Annotated in this window: 20 protein-coding genes and 4 tRNA genes; 18 read left to right on the top strand and 6 right to left on the bottom strand. The window is 36.8% G+C overall.

The features are described 5' to 3' along the window. Positions 1–8 precede the first annotated feature (8 nt). Entirely contained in the window at positions 9–269 is a 261-nt protein-coding gene (gene rpsO / locus ABXT49_RS06650; protein ID WP_416651363.1) for a 30S ribosomal protein S15, read from the bottom strand. An 81-nt stretch (positions 270–350) separates the two neighbouring features. Further along, positions 351–1,256 carry a lipid A biosynthesis acyltransferase gene (locus ABXT49_RS06645; protein WP_416651362.1) on the bottom strand — a complete coding sequence of 302 codons (906 nt, stop codon included), beginning with the start codon at positions 1,254–1,256 and terminating at the stop codon, positions 351–353. 42 nt (positions 1,257–1,298) lie between these two features. Between ABXT49_RS06645 and dnaG the strand changes: the two genes are divergently transcribed. After that, complete coding sequence (gene dnaG, locus ABXT49_RS06640) at positions 1,299–3,119, top strand: DNA primase (RefSeq protein WP_416651361.1); 1,821 nt, start codon at positions 1,299–1,301, stop codon at positions 3,117–3,119. 2 nt (positions 3,120–3,121) lie between these two features. On the opposite strand, the gene ABXT49_RS06635 is transcribed toward dnaG, so the two are convergent. From ABXT49_RS06635 to mraZ, 4 genes are read right to left on the bottom strand one after another with little or no spacing between them, the layout of a single operon-like run. Then, on the bottom strand, positions 3,122–4,972 hold the full coding sequence (locus ABXT49_RS06635; protein WP_416651359.1) for a peptidoglycan D,D-transpeptidase FtsI family protein: 1,851 nt from the start codon (positions 4,970–4,972) through the stop codon (positions 3,122–3,124). Beyond that, positions 4,969–5,244, bottom strand: a complete 276-nt coding sequence (locus ABXT49_RS06630; RefSeq protein WP_416651357.1) for a hypothetical protein — start codon at positions 5,242–5,244, stop codon at positions 4,969–4,971. Before ABXT49_RS06630 ends, ABXT49_RS06635 begins: the two co-directional genes overlap by 4 nt. Then, the gene (rsmH, locus tag ABXT49_RS06625; RefSeq protein ID WP_416651355.1) at positions 5,238–6,164 is read right to left on the bottom strand and encodes a 16S rRNA (cytosine(1402)-N(4))-methyltransferase RsmH; all 927 of its coding nucleotides are present in this window, start codon (positions 6,162–6,164) and stop codon (positions 5,238–5,240) included. The genes ABXT49_RS06630 and rsmH overlap by 7 nt, the downstream gene beginning before the upstream one ends. A 30-nt stretch (positions 6,165–6,194) precedes the next feature. After that, the gene (gene mraZ / locus ABXT49_RS06620; RefSeq protein ID WP_416651353.1) at positions 6,195–6,647 is read right to left on the bottom strand and encodes a division/cell wall cluster transcriptional repressor MraZ; all 453 of its coding nucleotides are present in this window, start codon (positions 6,645–6,647) and stop codon (positions 6,195–6,197) included. A 133-nt stretch (positions 6,648–6,780) separates the two neighbouring features. Between mraZ and ABXT49_RS06615 the strand changes: the two genes are divergently transcribed. The 17 genes from ABXT49_RS06615 to rplL all read left to right on the top strand — a co-directional run bounded on the left by ABXT49_RS06615 (position 6,781) and on the right by rplL (position 18,748). After that, a complete protein-coding gene (locus tag ABXT49_RS06615) occupies positions 6,781–8,121 on the top strand; it encodes an NAD(P)-binding domain-containing protein (RefSeq protein ID WP_416653547.1) in 1,341 nt (446 codons plus the stop codon). A 160-nt stretch (positions 8,122–8,281) separates the two neighbouring features. Continuing rightward, on the top strand, positions 8,282–8,887 hold the full coding sequence (locus ABXT49_RS06610; protein WP_416651352.1) for a hypothetical protein: 606 nt from the start codon (positions 8,282–8,284) through the stop codon (positions 8,885–8,887). Then, positions 8,874–10,802: a fumarate reductase/succinate dehydrogenase flavoprotein subunit gene (locus tag ABXT49_RS06605; protein WP_416651351.1), complete on the top strand. Its 1,929-nt coding sequence runs from the start codon at positions 8,874–8,876 to the stop codon at positions 10,800–10,802. Before ABXT49_RS06610 ends, ABXT49_RS06605 begins: the two co-directional genes overlap by 14 nt. After that, positions 10,799–11,527, top strand: coding sequence for a succinate dehydrogenase/fumarate reductase iron-sulfur subunit (locus ABXT49_RS06600; RefSeq protein WP_416651349.1), 729 nt, complete (start codon positions 10,799–10,801; stop codon positions 11,525–11,527). Before ABXT49_RS06605 ends, ABXT49_RS06600 begins: the two co-directional genes overlap by 4 nt. A gap of 35 nt (positions 11,528–11,562) precedes the next feature. Continuing rightward, positions 11,563–12,501, top strand: coding sequence for a malate dehydrogenase (mdh, locus tag ABXT49_RS06595; RefSeq protein ID WP_416651347.1), 939 nt, complete (start codon positions 11,563–11,565; stop codon positions 12,499–12,501). A 22-nt stretch (positions 12,502–12,523) separates the two neighbouring features. Next, the gene (locus ABXT49_RS06590; RefSeq protein WP_416651345.1) at positions 12,524–13,747 is read left to right on the top strand and encodes a malic enzyme-like NAD(P)-binding protein; all 1,224 of its coding nucleotides are present in this window, start codon (positions 12,524–12,526) and stop codon (positions 13,745–13,747) included. Between the two features lie 80 nt (positions 13,748–13,827). After that, positions 13,828–13,912: transfer RNA gene (locus ABXT49_RS06585), tRNA-Tyr, on the top strand. 23 nt (positions 13,913–13,935) lie between these two features. Continuing rightward, positions 13,936–14,009 (top strand) — tRNA-Gly (locus ABXT49_RS06580). Positions 14,010–14,024: 15 nt separating this feature from the next. After that, positions 14,025–14,100: transfer RNA gene (locus tag ABXT49_RS06575), tRNA-Thr, on the top strand. Between the two features lie 30 nt (positions 14,101–14,130). Beyond that, positions 14,131–15,321: an elongation factor Tu gene (gene tuf / locus ABXT49_RS06570; protein WP_416651344.1), complete on the top strand. Its 1,191-nt coding sequence runs from the start codon at positions 14,131–14,133 to the stop codon at positions 15,319–15,321. 60 nt (positions 15,322–15,381) lie between these two features. Further along, positions 15,382–15,457, top strand: a tRNA-Trp gene (locus tag ABXT49_RS06565). Between the two features lie 15 nt (positions 15,458–15,472). Further along, complete coding sequence (gene secE, locus ABXT49_RS06560) at positions 15,473–15,856, top strand: preprotein translocase subunit SecE (protein ID WP_416651343.1); 384 nt, start codon at positions 15,473–15,475, stop codon at positions 15,854–15,856. A gap of 13 nt (positions 15,857–15,869) precedes the next feature. Beyond that, entirely contained in the window at positions 15,870–16,403 is a 534-nt protein-coding gene (gene nusG, locus ABXT49_RS06555) for a transcription termination/antitermination protein NusG (RefSeq protein ID WP_416651342.1), read from the top strand. Between the two features lie 71 nt (positions 16,404–16,474). Next, the gene (rplK, locus tag ABXT49_RS06550; RefSeq protein WP_416651340.1) at positions 16,475–16,903 is read left to right on the top strand and encodes a 50S ribosomal protein L11; all 429 of its coding nucleotides are present in this window, start codon (positions 16,475–16,477) and stop codon (positions 16,901–16,903) included. Positions 16,904–16,905: 2 nt separating this feature from the next. Beyond that, complete coding sequence (rplA, locus tag ABXT49_RS06545; protein ID WP_416651339.1) at positions 16,906–17,601, top strand: 50S ribosomal protein L1; 696 nt, start codon at positions 16,906–16,908, stop codon at positions 17,599–17,601. Between the two features lie 220 nt (positions 17,602–17,821). Next, positions 17,822–18,343 (top strand): 50S ribosomal protein L10, encoded by a 522-nt coding sequence (gene rplJ, locus ABXT49_RS06540; protein ID WP_416651338.1) that lies wholly within the window; start codon positions 17,822–17,824, stop codon positions 18,341–18,343. Between the two features lie 24 nt (positions 18,344–18,367). Continuing rightward, complete coding sequence (gene rplL, locus ABXT49_RS06535; protein ID WP_416651336.1) at positions 18,368–18,748, top strand: 50S ribosomal protein L7/L12; 381 nt, start codon at positions 18,368–18,370, stop codon at positions 18,746–18,748. The last annotated feature ends 78 nt before the right edge of the window (positions 18,749–18,826 follow it).

Genomic DNA, 18,826 nt, shown 5'->3' with positions numbered 1-18,826 from the left:
GTAAATATTTATTTTCTAAGGCCTAGTCGCGAAATTAAATTTGAATACGTAGTGACGTCATTAGTTCTAGCATAAGCTAGTAGTTTTTTACGCTGAGAAACTAAACGTAAAAGCCCTCTTCTTGAGTGGTGATCTTTTTTATGTGTTTTAAAGTGCTCAGTTAAATGCTTAATTCTTGCTGTTAGAAGGGCAACTTGGACATTGACAGACCCCGTATCAGTTGAGTCGTTTTGGTATTCTTTAATAATAGCTTGTGTATCGATTGACATAATTAACGTTGTATGTGACAAAATTTAAGAAGGGAATTATACTCTATTTTTTTTAATTGTTGTATTTCTAATGAAATATTATTAATTACTTTTATAGAAGTTTTTTGCACCCTCCGGCCTTGTTTTAAATCGGCGATGAATCCATAAGTATTGCTCAGGTGTTTTTTTTATTTGTTTTTCAAGAATCATATTTGTAGTTGTCGCATCACCAACTGGATTATTAGATGGAAAGTTTTGTAGCGGCTCATCAAATGACATTTCATATCCCTTTTTTGTTCTTATAAAACTGTATGGGATGACCCTAGTATTATTATTTTTAGCCAGCCTAGCCGTTGCTGAGGCAGTTGCTGTTGGAATTCCAAACAATGGGGCAAATACACTATTTTTTTCGCCAAGATCTTGATCAGGGGCATACCAAATTGGAAGACTATTATTTATGGCTTTTACGATTGACCTTGTATCCGTACTTTTAATCATTACAGCGCCATGTTTTTTGTACCCTTTGACCATAGCCTGGTCAAATAGTTTGTTGTTTTGAGGTCTATAAATATTGGCAATTGTGTGATTAATAAGAAGGGCACGGCTACCTAACATAAGGGGCATAAAATGAGCGCAAAGTAGGATAATTCCACCTTCTTGCTTAAGAGCATCTTTAAAAAAATGCTCATTTTTAGTTGTTAATAGTTTAATAATTTTTTTATCACTAGCATAATATGCATTCGCAGTTTCAAATAGACTTATGCCTATTGCTTCAAAGTGGCTTTTAACTAAAGCATTAACTTGCGATTGTTTTTTTTCAGGAAAGCAATGAGATATGTTGGAATAAGCAGTTGAGCGTAATTTTGACATTAATGGGTACATTGCTTTACCAATTGTCCTGCCAATAATTACTTGGGTGCTAAAAGGAATAAACACTCCAATTCGCATTAGCAAAATTAAAATCCAAGTTGGAAAAAATTTAGGGTGAATAAATTTGATGTTTAACATTAAAATAAAAATAAAATGAAACTAAAGATTAACATATAAATTATGCCTTTTATTGACAGAGATTTTATCAATGATTTGCCCAATAGGGTAGATATTGTCGGCCTAATTAATAAGAGAGTCGCTTTAAAAAAGGCTGGGAAGGATTTTAAGGCATGCTGTCCCTTCCATGAAGAAAAAACTCCGTCATTCACGGTCGTGCCTAATAAGCAAATATACCACTGTTTTGGCTGTGGAGAAAGTGGTGGTGTAATTGATTTTATAATGAAGTATGATCATTTAGCCTTTGTTGAGGCTATTGAAACAGTTTCAGGGGAGTCTGGAATTTCAGTTGTATATGACCAGACTGCTAAACCTGTTGATAAGAGGTTTGAGCGATACAATAAATTAATGTCAGAGCTTAGCGAATTTTATCAAAATCAATTAAAACAATCTGCAGCTAAAAAAAAGGTGGTTGATTATGCCAAAAATAGAGGTATTAGCGGAGCCATAGCTAAAAGATTTGAACTTGGTTTTGCACCTCCTGGCTGGACGAATCTTTACGATGCTTTTAAAGATAATCATGAAGCAATTCAGGATCTCCTGACAATGGGGATGTTAGTTCCAAAAAAAGATAAGAAAGATGACTTCTATGATCGGTTTCGCGATCGATTAATGTTTCCAATACATAACACTAAAGGTAATGTTATAGGTTTTGGTGGAAGGGTCTTATCAAGTAAGGATAATCCAAAGTATCTTAATTCACCTGAAACGCCTTTATTCTCAAAATCAAAAGAACTCTATGGCCTCTATCACTGCAGAAAGCATAGTAGGCGTATTGATTATATTATAGTTGTAGAAGGATACATGGACGTGATTGCTCTTCATCAACAAGGCATAACGAATGTTGTTGCTACTCTTGGAACTGCTACTACCCCAGCTCATCTGCAAGTTTTATCTCGCTCAGCGGAGACAATTATTTTTTGTTTTGATGGTGATAAAGCTGGAAGAGATGCAGCTTGGAAAGCATTAAAAACCTCTTTGCCAGTAATAACTTCGGGACTTCTTATTAAGTTTTTATTATTGCCTGATGGAGAGGATCCAGATACATTAATAAAAAGTGAGTCAGTAAAATCTTTTAGCAAAAGGGTAGAGGCATCTCAGACTTTATCTAGTTTTTTATTTGACCATATAAAATCAGAAGTTCCCTTTGATACAATTGAAGGCAAAACCTTATTTTTAGAAAAATCTGCAGCTTTAATTAACTTAGTGACTTATCCAATATACCGCCAGCAATTAATTGAAGGTATTGCCCAAACCATTGGGCAGAATGTTGTTCAGGTTGAAAAGGCAATAGAGCAAAGTGTTGTTGATGAGATACCATCGTTTAATGCAGATGATTATGGTGAAATTGAACCACCATATAGGCCAATTCAAAAAAATATAGTTTCTGCCCGCTCTTCAAGCATGAAAAGCCTTATGTCAAGAATGATTTCATGCGTCATTAATTATCCAACAATTGTAAATGATCCTGAATCCTCAAGTGTTATTGAAGAGAGGGTACGAAATCTTCCTAAGTCAGAAGTATTGGTTGAATTGATAAGGTATGCTCAAGTTGAGTCTGACCTTTCAAAGGGCGGTTTACTTGCGCCCTTCAAGCCTAAAGAAAGAGTGTATTCTCGCCTTCAAGAGCTAAGTGTAATGGAGCCATTTTTAAGTGAATATGAGGCTAAGGAAGAATTTGGCTACACTTTGACAGCAGCAGAAAAATACTACGAAAGAAAATCAACAAAAGCCTCAATTCTCTCAGCTAAAACTCATGATGATGAAAAGCTTGTTATGGAAAATATTATGAAAAGTAAGGCTAACCCAGTATCTAAAAAGTAAACTTAGCCTTCAAGCTTTGATTTAATATCTGGATCATTAATCAGTATTCTTTTCATTGCTTTTTGAAATGCCATAGAAGCTGAATTAGAGCCTTCACATCGATTTCTCATAGTTGGATCCCAAGATACAAAGCATTTTTTAGGGTAGTCAAGTCTAACTGCCATAATATATTTTGGATTTTCAGCAGGAGAAAATCCAATGAAATATGTTCTTTTAGCCCCATCTTTGCTGTACTTTCCATTAATAACCATTTCTGCTGTGCCTGTCTTTCCAGCAACTGAGTAACCATCAATTACCGCTCGATAGCCTGATCCATTATCTGAAGCAACTGAGTTGAGTATTTCAGCTATTCTTTTAGTCGATTCTGGAGAAAAGACTTGCTCTAAATTATAAGGAGCACTGGTGTTTTTAAAAAGTTTTAATGAAGGTATTGCTCCTTTATTTGCAAACACAAGATAAGCTCTTGCTAGTTGTGCAAGATTCGTATTCATGGGGCCATGTCCAAATGAAAGTGAGCGTTTGTCAGCTAAGCCCCAATTACTATAATGTCTTAAAACTCCAGGATTTTCAGTTCCAGGCATTAATCCAAGTGAGCTTCCAAAACCTAGCATTTTCCATGTGTTGTAGAACTCTTCATTTTCAATATTTTCTGCAACCATTACTGTCCCTAAATTATGTGATTTTTCAAGAATTCTTTGAATCGTCATCTCTGTATATTTTTTGTCAGGCAATATGTTTCCAACTCGACTTGTCACATCAATTAATTCATCTTCTGTTGCAGTTATTACGCCTTTATCTAAAGCAAGAAGCATTGTAAAGGGCTTCATGGTAGATCCTGGTTCAGTTTTATCAGAGAAAACACGATTACGATAATCATCAGCATTATAGTTTTGATGATTGTTTGGATCTGTTGATGGGTAGTTTGTAAGGGCTAATATTTCACCATTAGGTGATAACACAATCGCAGCAGCAGAGTCTGCTTCATGGAATTCGGCCTGCTCTTTGATTGCATTGTAGACGTGAAATTGAATATCTGAGTCAATAGTTAAATTTAAATTAGCACCTTCTTTAAATTTTTTAATTAACTCTGCGTCATAGTAGATATTAGAGCTATTTTTATTATCTGCTAACCGCTTAACACCATCAAATCCAGCTAAGTATTGATCATATTCTGATTCAATGCCAAATACCCCAATATTATTAATATTAGTTTTTCCAATTAATGGCGCTACAGAGTCTTTTTTAGGATAGTAGCGAAAACCACTAGATTCGATTGCTACCCCTGCTATTGATTGCCTAGAACACTTTTCCACTTCTATTTTTTCTTTTGCTGCTAACTTTAAGCCAACAAGTAATTTAACTTTATCTGCCAAATTATTTGATGGTAATTTAAGTTCTTTCAAGCAAATGTTAACGCGTTTATTTTTGAGTTCAGCAATATTGCTTAGAATAGGGTCATTTACTCTTAATTTTTCCTTAACAATAAAGTACTTTCTTTTATTTTCTCTCTTTTTACTTATTTTTTCCCTGAATTCATCCGTTGGAATATTCAAGGCTTCAGCCAAAAGATTAATATATTCATCTTGAAGGATCATTGGATCTAGATTAATTTTTTTATGTATGAGGTTTATAGCAAGAAGATTATTATTCCTGTCCAGAATATTACCCCTTATGGATTTTTCAATAATTGTAAACTCAGAATTATTTGAGGCCTTAAGCTTTAAAGGTTCATTATTTGCATTAATGTCAGGAATACTAAATGCTCTGTAGATAAAAATTAATATAATAATAATGAAACTAATTTTAATTAATGCATGTCTGTTTCTATAGCCCTGTACCCTTGCTATCTTCATATAGAGATCTCTTCAGTTTCAATTGGGACGAACATCAATAATTCTTCTTTTGATTTTTGATAAATCGTTATGCCGCTTTCGAGCTCTGAATATTCCATCATTAGCTGCCTATTTAGAGCATTTATGCGCTCATGATTTGACTTAACAATCTTTTCGTTTTTATGAAGCAAATACATTTGATGATGCCAATGAATGCTTAATATTGAGATTGAAACGATTGAAACTATTAATAAAATATTAATAATGAATTTTTTTTTAATTATCTCTAGCATTTTTCAACCAAACGTAGGATGGCACTTCGTGATCTTCTATTCACTTTTATCTCTTCATCAGAAGGCTTAATTTTTCCTAAATCTTTCAGTAAGCATTTAGACTCATCATTGGCAATGACTGGCAGTCCTTTAGGGAGTTGCTTTGGTCGAGAATGTTTACGAATGAATTGTTTTACTATTCTGTCTTCAATAGAGTGAAAAGTAATAATTACAAGTCTACCTTTCGGAGATAATGCATCAATAGTCTGTTCAAGTGCTTCTGAAAGTTTTTTTAATTCATCATTAATTGCAATTCTAATGGCTTGAAATGAGCGGGTCGCTGGGTGTTTTTTTTTGCCAGGCCTAACAACAGTAGAGATAATATTTGCTAGCTCAAGCGTTGAGTTTAGGTCGTTATTTTTTTGATATTCTTTAATGGTTGAGGCAATAATTCTACTTCTTTTTTCTTCGCCATACTGAAAAAGAGCATTAGCAATTTCGGTTTCGCTACTATCCTTTAACCAGCTTGCTGCAGTAATAGTTTGGGTTTGGTCCATCCTCATATCGAGAGCGCCATCTTTCATAAAGCTAAACCCCCTTTCAGCATTGTCAATTTGAGGTGAAGAGATACCAAGATCCATTAATATGCCGTCTACTTTTCCTAATAAATTTAATTGACTAAGAATATCTTGAAGATTTGAAAAATTACAATGGATTGGGGTTAAGCGTGAATCTGGTAAATTTATTTGTGCGAAGCTGATTGCATCCATATCTTGATCAAGGCCAATAACCTTTCCAGAATCTCCAAGATTATTTAGTATTCCCTTGGTATGTCCACATCTACCTAGAGTGGCATCAACATAGACACCGTCAGACTTAATATTAAGGCCTTTAATAGACTCACTGAAAAGGACTGATTCATGATGGTTTGATTTTATCATTGAGTTATTGCACTTACTTTATTCATCGCTTTAAAGTGAAAGTTTTGAAATCTCTTCAGGAGCCTCATTTTGAGAACTTAATCTTTCAAGTTTTTCAATTTGCTCTTGCCATGCCTTTTCATCCCAAATTTCAAAGCTTGTACCTTGGCCACTTAAAATCGCTTTATTTGTTAAATTTGCATAGCTCTTGTGAGAGCTTGGTAATAAAATCCTGCCAATTTTATCCAAGTCACAATCACAAGCATGACCTATAAGTTTTCTGGATATTTTCTTTGAGTGAACATTTAGTGAAGGGAGTTCAGAAATCTTCTGTTCAAGTTGCTGCCAATTAGGAAGTGGGTATAAAACTAAGCAAGGGTCATCAGGATGAATACTAAGTACCATTTCTCCAGAGCAGATTTTGGCAACTTGATCTTGATGGCGAACAGGTATCTTTACCCTTCCTTTCGAATCAATTGATAATAGGTGGATTCCACGAAACATAAAGCCATTTTATACCATTAAATACCATTTATTACCACAAATATTTAAGATTAAATTGATATCTATGTGTGTAACATAACTAATTATAATTTAAATTGTTTAATGTAAAAATCAACTAACTTAGAGAAAAATGATGAATAAAAAAGTAGCAATCATTGGTGCTGGTCCGTCTGGTCTGGCCCAACTTAGAGCTTTTAAATCAGCGGAAGAAAATGGTGAAATCGTCCCCGAGATTGTTTGTTTTGAGAAGCAAGAGAACTGGGGAGGCTTATGGAATTACAGCTGGAGGACTGGACTTGATCAACATGGTGAAATTGCACACAGCAGTATGTACCGTTATCTTTGGTCAAATGGCCCAAAAGAGTGCTTAGAGTTTGCAGACTATTACTTTGAAGAGCACTTTGGTCATGCTATAGCCTCCTTTCCGCCAAGAGAGGTTTTATTTGATTATATTCAAGGCAGGGTTAAGAAAGCTAACGTTAGAGATATGATTCGATTTAACACATCCGTTCGAAATGTTGAATATGATGAAGAAAGTGAGCAGTTTACTGTCACAGCCAGTAATCTTGTTGATGATACAACTTACTCCGAAATATTTGATTTTGTAATTGTTGCTAGTGGCCATTTCTCTACTCCTAATGTTCCAAATTATGATGGTTTTAGTCATTTCAATGGCAGAATACTTCATGCTCATGACTTTAGAGACGCTTTAGAGTTTGAAGGTCAAGATATCTTAATAATTGGAAGCAGTTACTCCGCTGAAGATATTGGTTCTCAATGTTATAAATATGGAGCTAAATCTATTACAAGTAGTTATCGCACGGCTCCAATGGGTTTTGGATGGCCTGATAATTGGGAGGAGAAACCTGCATTAATTAAAGTCTCAGGAAATACTGCTCATTTTGCCGATGACAGCTCTAAAGATGTAGACTCAATTATATTATGTACAGGTTATATTCACCATTTCCCATTCTTGCCAGATTCACTCCGCTTGAAAACGAATAATATTCTTTACCCATTAGGTTTATTTAAAGGCGTTGTCTGGGAGAAAAATCCAAAGCTGATGTATTTAGGTATGCAAGATCAATGGTATACCTTTAATATGTTTGACGCCCAAGCTTGGTATGCAAGAGACGTTATTCTTGAAAAAATAGAGTTACCTTCATTTGATGATATGCAGGCGCATACACTTGAATGGCATAAGAGAGAAACAGCGCAAGAGGATGTTTCTTATGCAATTGACTTTCAAGGCGCTTACACTCAAATGTTAATTGATGAAACTGATTATCCCAATTTTGATATCAAAGGAGTTAATAAGACATTTATGGATTGGAAGCATGACAAAAAAGATGGAATTATGACTTTTAGAGATAAATCTCATGCATCTTTGATGACAGGAACTCAGTCTCCACCTCACCATACGCCATGGTTGAAGGCGCTTGATGATTCTCTAGAAACCTATTTAGATATTTGAATTAAATGAGCTAGTAGACATTACTTTTGTATAATGGTGTGTAATTAACTAAAAAATTTAAATTACCATATAAAAAACACCTTTACATAGATTAATTAAGACTAAAATTCCTTTTTTTAAAATATAATAACTAGCTATTAATTGGCTATATTGCTGTTAGATGAACTCTATTAAAAATAACACTGTACGCCAGAAGAAAATGATGGCATTAGCTGGATTATTCTGGTTTTTTTTCTTGATATTTTATCTTTTAGGTGCTTTAACTTTTCATGCCGGTGAGCAAGCTTTTACAGCACTTTATGTCTGGTTCAATAGCTCAATCTTCTCGCCAATATTAATCGCCTTATTGAGCATAACAATTATCTTTCATGTTGTGACTGCAGTTACTAGGCAATTATCAAATAATGTTAGTTCTGGTGATAGATATAAGAAGCCTTATCCTAAAGCCATACCAAGATTAGTTGCATGGTCTGGTGCATCTATTATTCTTATTTTTATAGTTACCCATAGTGTTCAAATGTTTTCAATTGACTCTATTGATTTATATTCAGAAATACTGATAATTTTTCAAAGACCAATGATGTGGGCTATTTATGGCCTTGGAATGATTGCAATATCAACACACTTATATCATGGGTTGACAAACGTACTTCAAACATTAGGTATTTCCAGTAAACAACCCAAGGGTTTTGCATTTGGGATTGTTTTTGTAATCATGGCAGGCTATGCTTCAATTCCACTAGGTATTTTGTATGCAAAAATTTAATCCAAACGTGCCGACTGGGCCCTTAGAGGGTAGATGGGAGAAACATAAATTTGATTTAGCTCTTATTGCGCCGCAAAATAGAAAGAAATATAATATTATTGTTATTGGAACTGGTCTTGCAGGAGCATCTTTATGCGCAACACTAGGAGAGGCAGGCTACAATGTCCAGTCTTTTTGTTACAACGACAGCCCAAGAAGAGCGCATTCAATTGCTGCTCAGGGCGGCGTCAATGCTAGTAAAAATTATCAAAATGATGGTGATAGTACCTGGAGACTCTTCTATGACACAATTAAGGGTGGTGATTTCCGCGCAAGAGAGTCCAATATATATCGCTTAGCTCAGTTAAGTTGCAACATAATTGATCAGGCAGTTTCTCAAGGTGTTCCTTTTGCAAGAGAATATAGTGGTTATTTGGCAAATAGGTCATTTGGCGGTACACAGGTCTCTCGAACTTTTTATGCTCGTGGACAAACTGGTCAGCAACTCTTGTTAGGGGCATATAGCTCAATGAGCAAAGAAATAGCATCTGGAAAAGTAAAACATACTTCTAGATCTGAAATGTTAGAAATAATAATAATTGATGGAAAGGCCCGAGGAGTTGTAGTGCGAGATTTAATCACGGGCGAAATTTCTTCACACGTTGCTGATTGTGTTGTAATGTGTACTGGTGGATATAGTAATGCCTACTTCCTTTCAACTAATGCCAAGGGTTGCAATACTTCTGCAACATGGAGAGCACATAAAAATGGTGCTTATTTTGCAAATCCAAGTTTCACTCAGATTCACCCAACTTGTGTTCCACCAACTGGTGATAGTCAGTCCAAATTAACACTAATGAGTGAATCTTTAAGAAATGACGGTCGAATATGGGCGCCAAAAAATATTGAAGATTGCGATAAAAATCCAAATGAGATTTCAGAAGAAAATAGAGATTATTTTCTGGAGCGAATGTATCCTGCGTTTGCAAATTTAGTGCCAAGAGATATCGCCTCAAGAGCTCTTAAAGGTATATGTGATGAAGGTCGTGGTGTTGGTTCAATCATTAATGATCAAAGGCTTGGTGTTTATCTTGATTTTTCTTCAGTCATTGAAAAAATGGGTATTGATAAAGTTAAAGAGAAATACGGTAACTTGTTTGATATGTATAAAAGTATTACAGGTGAAAATCCTTATGAAGTGCCAATGAAGATTTATCCTGCGCCGCATTACACAATGGGTGGCTTGTGGGTTGATTACAACCTAATGACTACGATTGATGGGTTGTTTGCTTGTGGTGAAGCTAATTTTTCTGATCATGGGGCAAATCGATTAGGCGCCTCTGCATTGATGCAAGGATTAGCCGATGGCTATTTCATTGCGCCACAAACTGTTGCTAACTATCTAGCGCGCGGAACGTTTGAAAAGGTAAGTAATGATCACCCTGAGGTCATAGCCTCTATCGATGCAGTTAAAAGCCGAATAGAGAAACTAATGAATGCGCCAATGCCAGAACATTCTCCCGACTATTTTCATAGAAAAGTAGGTGGTATCTTATGGGCTGCATGCGGAATGGCAAGAGATAAGAAAGCGCTTGAAGAGGCGGTGAAATCAATTGAAAAACTAAAGTCTGATTTCTGGCAAAGTATTAAAGTAACTGGATCAGATACTGACTTTAATCAAACCCTAGAAAAGGCTGGTAGGGTTGCAGATTTTATTGAGCTTGGCCACCTAATGTGTGTTGATGCCCTTGATCGTGAAGAGTCTTGTGGCGCTCATGCGCGCCTTGAGTATCTTGCTGAAAGTGGTGATGCTATGAGAGATGATGAGAACTATGGTTATGTAGCTGCATGGGAGTTTAATGAAAATGGCCCTGAACTTCATAAAGAAGAGCTTAATTATGAATTTATTAAGCCAACATATAGGGACTATAAATGAATTTCACACTGCATATCTGGCGACAAAAAAATACGAGTAGTGACGGAAGTTTTGTAACTTACGATGTTGAAAATATTGATAGTGACACCTCATTTTTAGAGATGCTTGATCATTTAAATGAGAAACTTATTGACAAAGGTGAAGATTGCGTAGTATTTGATTATGATTGTAGAGAAGGAATTTGTGGCACCTGCTCATTGGTAATTAATGGCCACCCTCATGGCGAAAAGAAAGCAACGACTACTTGCCAGCTTTATATGAGGGATTATGCTAATCAGAGAGAGCTCTGGATCGAGCCATGGCGTGCTCAAAGTTTCCCAATTATGAAAGATTTGGCTGTTAAGCGAGAAGCGTTTGACCGAATTATTCAGTCTGGAGGGTTTATCTCTGTTTCTGTTGGCTCTGCCCCTGAAGCTAACTCTCAGTTAATTAATAAAGATGATGCAGATTGTGCATTTGATTCAGCAACTTGTATTGGTTGCGGTGCATGTGTTGCAGTTTGTCCAAATGCTTCAGCAAGTCTATTTGTGGCTGCAAAGATTAATCATTTTGAGCAGTTGCCCCAGGGCAAAATTGAAAGTAAGAAGCGTGCAGAAAGAATGATAAATCAAATGGAAGAAGAAGGGTTTGGAAGTTGTTCAAATCATCGGCATTGTGAGACTGTTTGTCCAAAAGAAATTTCAGTTAGCAACATTGCTACAATGAATAATTTGCTATTAGCATAATTGCATAGCTTTTTTTATATTTTTAGGGAGATGTTATGAAAGTTGTAGTTTTAGGTGCCGCTGGCGGAATTGGTCAGGCTTTAGGATTATTATTGAAAACACAGTTACCAAATGGAACTGAATTATCATTGTATGACATTGCTCCTGTGACGCCAGGTGTTGCGGCAGACTTGAGTCATATACCAACTGCAGTTAAAGTTTCTGGTTTTGCAGGCGAAGACCCTTCACCTGCTCTAGTAAATGCAGATATTGTATTAATTTCAGCTGGTGTTGCTCGTAAGCCAGGAATGGATCGATCTGATCTTTTTAATATTAATGCAGGTATTGTTAAAAATCTTGTTTCAGCATGTGCAGATACTTGTCCAAAGGCTTTAATTGGAATTATTACAAACCCTGTAAACACAACCGTTGCAATTGCAGCCGATGTTTTAAAGAAAAAAGGAGTTTATGATCCAGCTCGTCTATTTGGAATAACAACTTTAGACATCATCCGATCTAGCACATTTGTCGCTGAAGTTAATGGTGTAAATCCTGAAGATGTCAGTGTTCCTGTCATTGGTGGCCACTCAGGAATTACTATCCTTCCACTGCTTTCTCAATCAGGCTTTGACTTTGACGAAGCTAGTGCATCTGAAATGACTTCACGTATTCAGAATGCAGGAACTGAGGTTGTTGAGGCAAAAGCTGGCGGTGGCTCAGCTACTTTATCAATGGGCCAGGCAGCAGCAAAATTTGGTTTGTCTCTAGTTCGTGCTCTTAATGGTGAAGAAGATGTAATAGAGTGTACTTATGTCGAGGGCTCGGGAGGCATGGCTCGCTTTTTTGCTCAACCAGTTCTTTTAGGTAGAAATGGTGTTGAGAAAATATTAGGTTTTGGTGATCTCTCTGCATTTGAAGAAAAAACACTTAATGCAGCACTTGAAACTCTCAGATCTGATATTAAAATTGGTGAAGAGTTTGTTGCTCAAAATTAAAAAATAATTAAATAAGGCAAAAATGTCGCAAACTTTACATGATAAGGCTTTAGCCTATCACCAGGAAGGAAGGCCTGGAAAGATTAATGTTACTTCTCATAAGAAATTAGATAATGATCAAGACCTTAGTTTGGCATATAGTCCAGGCGTTGCAGCCCCTGTAAGAGAAATTGTAAAAGATCCAGGTGCGGTTAATAAATATACTATTAAAGGTAATTTGGTGGCAGTAATTACTGATGGTTCAGCTGTCCTAGGGCTAGGTAATGTTGGGCCTTTGGCGGCAAAACCAGTGATGGAAGGTAAGGCTGTATTATTCAAGCGTTTTGCAGGTATTGATGTTTTTAATATAGAGCTTGATACTCAAGATGTTGAAGAAATTATCAGTACGATTAAAAACATTGCGCCAACATTTGGTGGGATTAATTTAGAGGATATCTCTGCGCCGCGCTGCTTTGAAATTGAAAAGAGGTTAATTGATGAGTTAGATATACCTGTTTTTCATGATGACCAACATGGAACCGCTATTATTGTTGCAGCAGGACTTTTAAATGCGCTCGAAATTCAAGAAAAAAATTTCAAGGAAGCTAAAATTGTATGTGCTGGAGCTGGATCTGCAGGAATTGCAACATTAAATTTATTGCTCGAACTTGGCTTTAGTAAAGATAATATTCTTTTGGTTGATCGTAATGGGGTAGTTTCAACAAAAAGTAAAAATCTAAGTAAGGAAAAACTAACTTTTGCAGTAGATACAGATAAAACAACTTTAAGTGATGCCATCAATAGTTCTGATGTCTTCATAGGTGTTGCTAGAGGAAACCTTGTGACACAAGAGATGGTTAAATCAATGGCTAAAAGACCAATCATTTTTGCATTATCTAACCCTGATCCAGAGATCTCTCCAGTAGATGTTTACGCCTGCAGAGATGACGTTTTAATGGCCACAGGAAGAAGTGATTATCCAAATCAGGTAAATAATGTTCTTGGCTTTCCTTATATTTTTAGAGGAGCGCTTGATGCCAACTCTAAAATTATTAATACTGAAATGAAGGTTGCTGCAGTGCATGCACTCAAAGACTTGGTTAAGCTACCAGCTCCTAAAGAATTAATAGCAATTTATAAAGATAGTAGTTTGACTTTTGGTAAAGACTATTTTATTCCAAAACCTTTTGATCCAAGGCTAATTGAGGTTGTCCCAAAAGCAATATTTGAGGCAGCAGTTGCAAGTGGCGCTTCAAGGCAAAAATAATCATCTAAAAACCTTTTAATAACTATATTTAATCCTTGCTAAGCTAAATTAGTTATGGGATAATGTCTGATTGTTTTTTTGGAGGGGTGGCCGAGTGGTTAAAGGCGACGGACTGTAAATCCGTTCTCTCTGAGTACGTTGGTTCGAATCCAACTCCCTCCACCAGAAGAACATGAGAATAAGAAATTGCGGGTGTCGTATATTGGTATTACCTTAGCCTTCCAAGCTAATGAGGTGGGTTCGATTCCCATCACCCGCTCCATGTGGTTAGGGCTGTGCTCACCTAGCTCAGTCGGTAGAGCACTTCCTTGGTAAGGAAGAGGTCGCCGGTTCAAATCCGGTGGTGAGCTCCACGCAAATTGAATGAATATAGGAGATTAGAAATGGCAAAAGAGAAATTTGAAAGAACCAAACCACACGTAAATGTGGGAACAATTGGTCACGTTGACCATGGAAAAACTACTTTAACTGCAGCCCTTACTAAGGTTATGGCTGAGATGAACGGTGGTGAATTCAAGGATTATGCAAATATTGATAATGCTCCTGAAGAAAGAGAGCGTGGTATTACGATCTCAACAGCGCACGTAGAGTATGAGTCAGAAGCTCGTCACTACGCTCACGTTGATTGCCCAGGACACGCGGACTACGTTAAGAACATGATTACGGGTGCTGCTCAAATGGACGGCGCTATTATTGTAATCGCTGCAACTGATGGACCAATGGCTCAAACACGTGAGCACATTCTATTGTCTCGTCAAGTGGGTGTTCCTTACATCGTTGTTTACATGAACAAAGCCGATATGGTTGATGATGAAGAATTAGTAGAGCTTGTTGAAATGGAAATCCGTGAACTTTTGACAGAATACGAATTCCCAGGTGATGACACTCCAGTGATTTTTGGTTCAGCATTGAAAGCACTAGAAGGTGACACATCAGATATTGGTGTTCCTTCAATTATGAAGTTAGTTGAAGCATTAGATACATACATCCCAACTCCAGAGCGTGATACAGATAAGACATTCCTAATGCCAATTGAGGACGTGTTCTCAATCTCAGGCCGTGGAACAGTTGTAACAGGTCGTATTGAACGTGGTGTTGTTAATGTTGGTGATGAAATCGAAATCGTTGGTATTAAAGATACGCAGCTGACTACTTGTACAGGTGTTGAAATGTTTAGAAAATTGCTTGACTCAGGTGAAGCAGGTGATAACGTTGGTGTTCTTCTACGTGGTACGAAGCGTGAAGATGTTGAGCGTGGTCAAGTACTTGCTAAAAAAGGTACGATTAACCCACACACTAAGTTTGAAGCAGAGATATATGTTTTAAGTAAAGAAGAAGGTGGACGTCATACTCCATTCTTTAACAATTATCGTCCACAGTTCTACTTCAGAACAACAGACGTTACTGGTGCATGCGAACTGCCAAAAGGCGTTGAAATGGTTATGCCAGGTGACAATGTGAAGATGACAATTGAGTTACTAGCTCCGATTGCAATGGAAGAAGGATTAAGATTTGCAATTAGAGAAGGTGGACGTACAGTAGGTGCTGGAGTCGTCTCGAAAATTACGAGTTAAAAGTTAATTTAGTAAGTGGTTACTTTTTATGAGTGACCACTTTTTTAGGGTTTGATATTTAGGCAAGTGGCTCAATTGGTAGAGTAGTGGTCTCCAAAACCATTGGTTGGGGGTTCGAGTCCCTCCTTGCCTGCCAAATTAAAGGATATGTGTGGCTAAACAAATAGAAAATTTAAAGAGTGGTTCTGATCAGTGGAAAACTATCTTAGCAGTTTTAATAGTAGTTGCTGGACTTGCTTTGTATTATGTCAATCCTTTAGGATTTAATGCACTTACTAAAGTTTTAGTAACCCTAGTAGTCTTTGTCATAGCGGTTACTGTTTTTGTGAAATCTGAGCAAGGTGATAGATTTGTTCATTTTTTGAAAGAGACACGAATTGAATTACGAAAGGTTGTTTGGCCAACTCGTCAAGAAACAATAAAAACAACTGGAATCATTATGGTTGCAGTTGTAATAGTTGCAATTTTCCTTTGGATTATTGATGCATTCTTTACTTGGGGTGTTCAATCAATTTCGTCAATTAATATTTTTTAAGTAAAGGATTATTATGTCTAAGAATTGGTTTGTAATCCATGCTAGAAGCGGCTATGAAGCGAAAGTTAAAATAGCTATTGAAGAAGCTGTGTCTAGAGAAGGTATTGAAGATTTAGTTGATGAAATTCTTATTCCAACTGAACAAGTAGTTGAGCTAAAAGCTGGAAAGAAAAAAGAAACTGAGCGTAAATTTTTCCCAGGCTATATGCTTATAAAGATGGAGCTTACTGAGCCTAGCTGGTTATTAGTTAAGAATACTAATAACGTTATAGGATTTATAGGTGGTTCATCTGGAAAACCTTCTCCAATAACTCAGAGAGAAGTTGATAGAATTTTTGCACGCGTTCAAGAAGGTGCTGACAAACCTAAGCCTAAGGTTGCATTTCAACCAGGTGAAGAAGTTTTGGTTACTGAAGGCCCATTTAATGAATTTAATGGAACTGTTGAAAGTGTTAATTATGAAAAAAGTTTGTTGACAGTAGAGGTTTTAATTTTTGGACGAACTACTGCAGTAGAATTGGAGTTTTCTCAAGTAGAGAAGACATAAGTCAGTCAGTCGCTAGCGACTGAGTTTGTTAACGGGGAGCTTAAAAGCGTTTGAACCCATAGGAGATAAAAATGGCAAAAAAAATTGAGTCATATATTAAGTTGCAGGTTCCTGCAGCAGAGGCGAATCCTTCACCACCAGTTGGTCCAGCATTGGGTCAACATGGTGTAAATATTATGGATTTTTGTAAGGCATTTAATGCTCAAACACAAGAGCTTGATAAAGGGATGCCAGTACCTGTAATTATTACTGTATACAGTGATCGTAGTTTTACATTCATAACAAAGACTCCTCCTGCAGCAGTTTTGCTTCTTAAAGTTACAGGTATTGAAAAAGGAAGTGGTGAGCCACATCTTAATAAGGTTGGTAAAGTTACTCGTGCTCAATTAGAAGAAGTTGCGAATATAAAAATGAAGGACTTAAATGCAAATGATTTAGATGCAGCAGTTCAAATTGTTGCGGGTACTGCTCGCTCAATGGGCATTGTGGTGGAGGGTTAATAATGGCTAATTTATCAAAAAATCAAAAAGCGAGTGCTTTAAAAATTAAAGAAGGCTCTAAGTACGCAATTACTGAAGCTTTAGCATTAGTCAAAGATTGTGCTTCAGCTAAGTTTGATGAGTCGGTTGATGTAAGTATTAACTTAGGCATCGATACAAAAAAATCAGACCAAAATGTTCGTGGTGCAGTTGTCCTTCCTAATGGAACTGGAAAAGTTGTCCGAGTGGCTGTTTTTACTCAAGGTGAAAATGCTCAAAAAGCAACTGATGCAGGCGCAGATATTGTTGGTATGGATGATCTAATGAAAAGCATGCAAGATGGAGATTTGAATTACGATGTTGTTATTGCATCTCCAGACGCAATGGGTGTTGTTGGAAGATTAGGCCAAGTTCTTGGACCTCGTGGATTGATGCCAAACCCTAAAGTTGGAACTGTAACGCCTGACGTTGCTACTGCAGTAAAAAATGCAAAAGCGGGCCAAGTTCGTTACCGCGCTGACAAAGCTGGAATTGTTCATGCCGGTATTGGGAAAGCTTCTTTTGACGTAAAAGCGTTGGAAGAGAATATTGTTGCTCTCATTGACGCGATTAAGAAAGCTAAACCAAGTTCAACAAAAGGTGTTTATATCAAAAAAGTAAGCGTTTCATCAACTATGGGTCCAGGCCTTAGTGTTGATGGTGCAAGTATAGATATTTAAATAGATTTAAATGCGGATAATTTAATAATTATCAGCTAAGGAATTCTTTGGGCGACAAGGTGACTTGTTCTGCCTCAAAGACCATAGGTGCGACAGGTTAATTATGATTTGTTGCTTAATAAATTGATCCTTCAATTTGCCTATGTAGAGGGTATGGAAGTACCTTGTGGCGAAAGTTATAATTTTATAGCTTTCATTTTTTAATTGTTCAGGAGAGATTATGGCTCTAAGTCTTGAAGCAAAAAAAGCAGTCGTCGAACAGGTCAATGCAGTAGCTAATGGTGCTGTGTCTGTAGGTGTTGCTGAGTATCGTGGATTGAATGTTGGACAAATGACTAATTTGCGGAATGCTGCTATTGATGCAGATGTTTCTTTGCGTGTTGTAAAAAATACGCTTGCAAAGAGAGCATTAGCTGAGACAGGATGTGAGTGTATTACTCCAGTCTTAAGTGGACCGGTTATCTTGGGTTTTTCTCAAGAAGATCCGGGCGCTGTAGCTCGTGTTTTTCGTGACTTCATTAAAGATAATGAAGCATTAGTTGTTAAAGGTTTGGGAGTATCCGGTGAATTTATTGATGCAGATCAATTAAAGAGAATCGCGAGCCTACCAACCAAAGATCAAGCAATCAGTATGTTGATGGCGTTGATGCTTGCACCAACTGAGAAATTAGTTAGAACTTTAAATGAAGTTCCAACGAAGTTAACTCGTGTTGTAGCAGCTGTTCGTGATCAAAAACAATAATAATTATATAGAGGAGTTAATATCATGGCGAAATTAAGCAATGAAGATATTTTAGGTGCAATTGCAGACATGTCTGTAATGGATGTTGTTGAGCTAGTATCAGCAATGGAAGAGAAGTTTGGAGTTTCTGCAGCAGCAGTTGCAGCCGCACCAGTAGCTGCAGTAGCAGATGCTGGAGCAGAAGCTGAAGAAAAGACTGAGTTTAATGTAATGCTAACAAGTTTTGGTGACAAGAAAGTTGCAGTTATTAAAGCTGTTCGTACTATTACAGGATTAGGTCTTAAAGAGGCTAAAGATCTTGTTGAGAGTGCTCCAGCAGCAATTAAAGAAGGTGCATCAAAAGCGGAAGCTGATGATATTCAAAAGCAGCTTGAAGAAGCTGGCGCTAGCGTAGAACTTAAGTAATTTGTTCAATGCTATAAACCAAAATCCCCAAAGGGGATTTTGGTGTTTTTTTTAGAAGTAATTTTGAAAACCATTTAT

The organism is Candidatus Pseudothioglobus sp. Uisw_086 (assembly GCF_048085745.1).
Taxonomy (GTDB): Bacteria; Pseudomonadota; Gammaproteobacteria; order PS1; family Pseudothioglobaceae; genus Pseudothioglobus.
This window is presented reverse-complemented; position numbering and strand designations above follow the sequence as displayed.

Coding starts and splice junctions, on each gene's coding strand:
- rpsO (WP_416651363.1), bottom strand. CDS start 269: ATGTCAATCGATACACAAGCTATTATTAAAGAATACCAAAACGACTCA.
- ABXT49_RS06645 (WP_416651362.1), bottom strand. CDS start 1,256: ATGTTAAACATCAAATTTATTCACCCTAAATTTTTTCCAACTTGGATT.
- dnaG (WP_416651361.1), top strand. CDS start 1,299: ATGCCTTTTATTGACAGAGATTTTATCAATGATTTGCCCAATAGGGTA.
- ABXT49_RS06635 (WP_416651359.1), bottom strand. CDS start 4,972: ATGAAGATAGCAAGGGTACAGGGCTATAGAAACAGACATGCATTAATT.
- ABXT49_RS06630 (WP_416651357.1), bottom strand. CDS start 5,244: ATGCTAGAGATAATTAAAAAAAAATTCATTATTAATATTTTATTAATA.
- rsmH (WP_416651355.1), bottom strand. CDS start 6,164: ATGATAAAATCAAACCATCATGAATCAGTCCTTTTCAGTGAGTCTATT.
- mraZ (WP_416651353.1), bottom strand. CDS start 6,647: ATGTTTCGTGGAATCCACCTATTATCAATTGATTCGAAAGGAAGGGTA.
- ABXT49_RS06615 (WP_416653547.1), top strand. CDS start 6,781: ATGAATAAAAAAGTAGCAATCATTGGTGCTGGTCCGTCTGGTCTGGCC.
- ABXT49_RS06610 (WP_416651352.1), top strand. CDS start 8,282: ATGAACTCTATTAAAAATAACACTGTACGCCAGAAGAAAATGATGGCA.
- ABXT49_RS06605 (WP_416651351.1), top strand. CDS start 8,874: ATGCAAAAATTTAATCCAAACGTGCCGACTGGGCCCTTAGAGGGTAGA.
- ABXT49_RS06600 (WP_416651349.1), top strand. CDS start 10,799: ATGAATTTCACACTGCATATCTGGCGACAAAAAAATACGAGTAGTGAC.
- mdh (WP_416651347.1), top strand. CDS start 11,563: ATGAAAGTTGTAGTTTTAGGTGCCGCTGGCGGAATTGGTCAGGCTTTA.
- ABXT49_RS06590 (WP_416651345.1), top strand. CDS start 12,524: ATGTCGCAAACTTTACATGATAAGGCTTTAGCCTATCACCAGGAAGGA.
- tuf (WP_416651344.1), top strand. CDS start 14,131: ATGGCAAAAGAGAAATTTGAAAGAACCAAACCACACGTAAATGTGGGA.
- nusG (WP_416651342.1), top strand. CDS start 15,870: ATGTCTAAGAATTGGTTTGTAATCCATGCTAGAAGCGGCTATGAAGCG.
- rplK (WP_416651340.1), top strand. CDS start 16,475: ATGGCAAAAAAAATTGAGTCATATATTAAGTTGCAGGTTCCTGCAGCA.
- rplA (WP_416651339.1), top strand. CDS start 16,906: ATGGCTAATTTATCAAAAAATCAAAAAGCGAGTGCTTTAAAAATTAAA.
- rplJ (WP_416651338.1), top strand. CDS start 17,822: ATGGCTCTAAGTCTTGAAGCAAAAAAAGCAGTCGTCGAACAGGTCAAT.
- rplL (WP_416651336.1), top strand. CDS start 18,368: ATGGCGAAATTAAGCAATGAAGATATTTTAGGTGCAATTGCAGACATG.